Source organism: Streptomyces sp. WAC 04229, assembly GCF_003947455.1.
In the GTDB taxonomy this organism is placed as follows: domain Bacteria; phylum Actinomycetota; class Actinomycetes; order Streptomycetales; family Streptomycetaceae; genus Streptomyces.
In genome coordinates this window covers 1-4,568 of sequence record NZ_QHJH01000318.1, presented here as the reverse complement: position 1 = coordinate 4,568, position 4,568 = coordinate 1, and the positions used below count along the sequence as shown (strand labels likewise).

Sequence of the window (4,568 nt, the reverse complement as noted above, 5' to 3'; positions counted from 1 at the left end):
GTGTCGTGCCGACGGCCGTGACCAGGTCGCGCAGCGCGGACGACACCGCGTCCGGCCGTTGCCACGGCACGAGGTGTCCCGCGTCGGGCAGCAGCGTCAGGCCGGCTCCGGGAACGGTCCGCGCGATCGTCCGGTGCAGGGTGGGCGGGCAGAGCACGTCCCGTTCTCCGGCCAGTACCGCGGTGGGGCAGCGGACGGTCCGCAGTACGCCGGTCGCGTCCGTGCGGGTGGCCTGCGCGGCGAGTTGGGCGCGGGCGGCGGTGGCACCCACCGCGTGCGCCATGGCCCGGTAGCGCCGCTTGGCCGAGGGGGTGGGGCTCCGGTCGGGGAACATGTCCGGCAGCGTCCGTTCGACGACCTCCGAGAACCGGCCGGCCCGGATCTGCTCGTCCATCTCCCGCCAGGCCGTGTACTGCCCGGGGCGCGGCGCACCCGGGTTGGTCGCCATCACGCACAGCCCCGCGACCCGCTCGGGCGCCCGGCGCAGGACCTCGAAGCCGACGATGGCCCCGAGGCTGAGCCCGACGAGGACGAACGGGCCCGTGACCGTGGAGAGCACGTCCTGGGCGAGCGCCCCGACGCCGTCCCGACGCAGCGGGACGTGATGGACGGCGTGGCCTTGCGGAAACTCGACGTCGTCCCAGAGCCTGGTGTCGCAGAGCATTCCGGGCACGACGACCAGGGGCGGCGGACCGGCCGGGTCCTCGCTCGGCACGCCGGTCACCAGGGACGTGCGGAGCGGGGCAGCAGCGCGTAGGGGGCGACGTAGCCGTTGTGGTCGATGCCCAGGCCCGCGTCCGCCGCGCTCTTGACGACCTCGTCGTCCCACTCCAGGCGGACCCGCCCGTCACCGGAGTTGACCACGAGGAGGTCGCCCCGCTCGTCACCCGCGTTGCGTACGGAGCGCCAGGCGTCCTGCGGGACGGAGAGCATGTCGCGCGGACCGAGGCGGACCGTGACGGGGTCGGTGCGGTTGAGGGTGACCTCCCACAGGCCGTCCTTCACGATCAGCGTCTGGGTCTCGTGCTGGCGGTGCGTCGAGACGCCCTGCCCGGGATCGGCGCGGAGCCAGGCGACGTTGTGGCCGTGCGGGTTGAAGACGCGGGGCTCCTGGTGCAGGTCCTCCGTCATGCCGTAGCCGATGACGCAGCTCAGCCGGGCTCCGCCGCCGGGCAGGGTGCTGTCGAGGAAGGGCCGCTCGGAGAAGACCAGGTCGTCGGCGGCGGCGATGCGGCGCCTCATCTCGTCGGGGGTGTAGCGGCGGAGCCGGTCGATGTGCTCCCGGGCCATGGGGCTGACCAGCTCGGACTCCGCGGGGAGGGGGTCCCCGGCGACGGTGTCGATCAGTTCGTTGTCGGCGGTGAGGTACAGGCCGTGCTCACTCGCCTCGCGCAGGACCGAGGGGCCCCAGATGATGCCGCCGGTGTCGTCCATGCCCAGCACGGTGAACAGCCAGCCGTCGTCGGGGCCGGTGTTGGTGAAGCCGCGGAAGATCCAGGTCGGGACGGACGCGATGTCGCCGGCCCGGAGCGTGAGTTCGCCCTCGGTGCCGTCGACGCCCCAGCGCAGCAGGTACTCGCCCTCGGTGCAGACGAAGACCTCGGCCGTGTAGTGGAGGTGCAGGTTGTTGGTGATGCCGTGCGGCATGGCGGCGGCGCCGATGTTGTAGCCGTGCGGCAGCCGGAGGTTGACGTGCTGGCCGGCGGCCTGTGAGACGCCCGGCCCGATCATCGCGTAGTTCTCCTTGCGGTCGGAACCGGGCGTGCGGCAGTCGATGAACGCCTGGTCGCAGGAGACGAAGTCGCTGCGGCGCACCGTACGGCGGGCCAGCTCGTGGGGGGTGACGACTGCGTCGGGCATGACAGCTCCTTGCTTGTGTATACGTATGCATTCCATGACAGGCGCCAGTGGCCCTGATGTCAAGGGGGTGGGTCAAGGTCTTTGTGGAGGGATGTCGAGGACCACTGCCGTAGGTGCGGCGGAGTGCGACGCAGGGGCGACTGGCTGTCGCGGGATTGACATACGTATATTGGGTGGGGGTGCGCCATGGGGCGGCGCCGGTGGCGACGAGGAGAGAGCCGATGGGGATCACCAGTCACGACGTGGCCAGACTGGCCGGTGTCTCGCAGCCCACGGTCTCCCGGGCCCTGCGCGACGATCCGCGTGTCTCCGAGGCCACGCGCGAGAAGGTGCGGCGCGCCGCCCAGGCGCTGAACTACGTGCCGAGCGAGGCCGGACGCACCCTCTCCACGCGTGCCACCCGACGGGTCGGTGTCATCGTCACCGACCTGACGAACCCGTTCTACCCGCACGTCATCGCCCCGCTCCACGACGAACTGAGCAGTCTCGGCTACCGCATGATGCTGATCACGGAGCGGTCCGACGAGGCGGTCGCGGAAGAGAAGCTGCTGGACCAGTCGATGGACGGCGTCGTCCTCGCGACGGCCACCACCGATTCCCGCCTGCCCGCTCAGCTGGACCGTCGCGGCATGCCCTACGTCTTCCTCAACCGGGACACCGGCCGGGCCGGCGACTTCGCCTCCGTCGTCGACAACGAGGGCGGCGGGCGGCTCGTCGCCCGGGAACTCGTGGCCCTCGGGCACCGGCACATCGCGGGCGTCTTCGGCGCGGCGAACACCACCACGGGGCGCGAGCGCGAGCTGGGGTTCCGGCTGGCCCTCGCGGAGGCGGGCGTCGGACTGCCGGAGGACCGGGTGGTACGCGGGGCCTTCGAGTACGACACCGGGTACCGGGCGCTGCCCGCCCTGCTGGACGCGGACCGGGCGCCCACCGCCGTGTTCTGCGGCAACGACGTCGTGGCCATCGGGGTGCTGAACGCGGCCCTCGCCGCCGGTGTCAGGGTCCCCGACGACCTCACCGTCATCGGCTTCGACGACCTCCCGATGGCCGCGTGGGAGGCTTTCCGGCTCACCACCGTCCGGCACGACCTGCGGGAGCTGTCGCGCCAGGCCGCCCGCCTGCTGGTCCGGCGGATCACCAAGGAGGTCGACCCGGCCGGCGAACGGCTGGTCCTGCCGACCGAGTTCGTGCCCCGCGCCACGCACGCCCGCGCCCGCTGATCCGTCAGCGCCCGCCGACCGCGTGCCGTGCCGCCCGCTCCGGCTCCCGGACCACCGACGCCGCGGCGTCCCCCTCGCCGCCCCTCCGGCGCCGCTGCCGCAGCACCCCCACGCCCACCAGGACCGCGGTCAGGCCCAGCGAGAGCCACAGCTCCAGCCGGTGTCCCGGCAGCACGGCCATGACCACCAGCACCCCGGCGATGAAGGCGACCGTGGCGAGGGTCAGGTAGGGGAACCCCCACATCCGCACCTCGGCCGGCTGCCCTCCCTTGCGCCGGTTCGCGTACTGGGTGAGGGCGATGACCATATACATGATCAGGGCGATCGCTCCGCTGGAGGCGATGAGGTACGAGAAGACGTCCGGCAGCAGGTAGTTGGCGACGACCGCGGCCACCCCGACGACCGTGGACGCCGCGACCGCGTTGCGGGGGACTCCCTGCCGTGAGGTGCGGGCGAAGAGGGCGGGGGCGTCGCCGCGCCCGGCCAGCGAGAACATCATGCGTGACGCGGTGTACACGGCCGAGTTGAGGCAGCTGCCCACGGCGACGACGAGGACGACGTCCATGATCCGCGCGGCGCCCGGGATGTTCATCCGGTCGAGGACGGCCTGGTAGGAGCCGGCCGCCAGATCGTCGGCGTTCCACGGGACGAGACACACCACGATGAGGATCGAGCCGATGTAGAAGAGGCCCAGCCGCCAGACCACCGCGCGCACGGCCTTCCTGATGTTCTTGCGCGGTTCCTCGGACTCGGCGGCGGCGATGGTGACGATCTCGCTGCCCTGGAAGCTGAACATCGCGGTGAGCAGCCCGGCGAGGACGGCCGTGCCGCCCTGCGGTGCGAAGCCGCCGTGACTCCACAGGTTCGACACCCCGTGGGTGTCCGACCCCGGCAGCAGACCGAGGACGGCGAGCGCACCGAGAACCAGGAACGCGACGATCGCGACGACCTTCAGCAGGGCGAACCAGTACTCGAACTCCCCGTAGTTGCGCACCGCGAGAAGGTTGCTGCCCGCCAGCAGCGCGATCACCACCAGCGCCGGGATCCAGCTGGGCACCGAGGTGAGACCCGCGACCACCTCACCGGCGGCGATGGCCTCGATGGGGATGACGAGAATGTAGAACCACCAGTACAACCACCCGATGGAGAAGCCCGCCCAGCGGCCCAGCGCACGGTCGGCGTAGGTGGAGAAGGAACCGGTGTCGGGCTGGGCCACGGCCATCTCGCCCAGCATCTGCATGACCAGCACCACCAGCCCCGCGGCCAGCAGGAAGGAGACCAGGGCGGCCGGCCCGGCGGCGGTCACGGAGGCGGACGAGCCGACGAACAGTCCGGCGCCGATCACCCCGCCGATGGAGATCATGGTGATCTGGCGGCCCTTGAGGCCCTGGGTGAGAGCGGTGCCGCTCCCTGTTCCGGCGGGCGCCGGTGGCGCGGACGGGTGGTGTGGCATGGCAGAACCTCGGGTGGGGACGGGGCGCGTGGCCG

At 71.9% G+C, this 4,568-nt stretch carries 4 protein-coding genes; 1 reads left to right on the top strand and 3 read right to left on the bottom strand.

Features of this window, described 5'->3' with window-relative positions; genetic code table 11:
- A partial coding sequence (locus DMH12_RS37245) for an alpha/beta fold hydrolase (protein WP_221763157.1) occupies nucleotides 1–715 on the bottom strand: 715 nt, incomplete at its 3' end.
- A gap of 5 nt (nucleotides 716–720) precedes the next feature.
- Entirely contained in the window at nucleotides 721–1,860 is a 1,140-nt protein-coding gene (locus DMH12_RS37240) for a cupin domain-containing protein (RefSeq protein ID WP_125495700.1), read from the bottom strand.
- A gap of 113 nt (nucleotides 1,861–1,973) precedes the next feature.
- Between DMH12_RS37240 and DMH12_RS37235 the strand changes: the two genes are divergently transcribed.
- Nucleotides 1,974–3,080, top strand: coding sequence for a LacI family DNA-binding transcriptional regulator (locus DMH12_RS37235; protein ID WP_312023997.1), 1,107 nt, complete (start codon nucleotides 1,974–1,976; stop codon nucleotides 3,078–3,080).
- Between the two features lie 4 nt (nucleotides 3,081–3,084).
- Here DMH12_RS37235 and DMH12_RS37230 read toward each other — a convergent pair whose 3' ends face one another.
- Nucleotides 3,085–4,533 carry an amino acid permease gene (locus DMH12_RS37230; protein ID WP_221763156.1) on the bottom strand — a complete coding sequence of 483 codons (1,449 nt, stop codon included), beginning with the start codon at nucleotides 4,531–4,533 and terminating at the stop codon, nucleotides 3,085–3,087.
- Between the last annotated feature and the right edge of the window lie 35 nt (nucleotides 4,534–4,568).

Excerpts from the sequence above, each read along its gene's own strand:
- DMH12_RS37230 (WP_221763156.1), bottom strand. The coding sequence starts at position 4,533 with ATGCCACACCACCCGTCCGCGCCACCGGCGCCCGCCGGAACAGGGAGC.
- DMH12_RS37240 (WP_125495700.1), bottom strand. The coding sequence starts at position 1,860 with ATGCCCGACGCAGTCGTCACCCCCCACGAGCTGGCCCGCCGTACGGTG.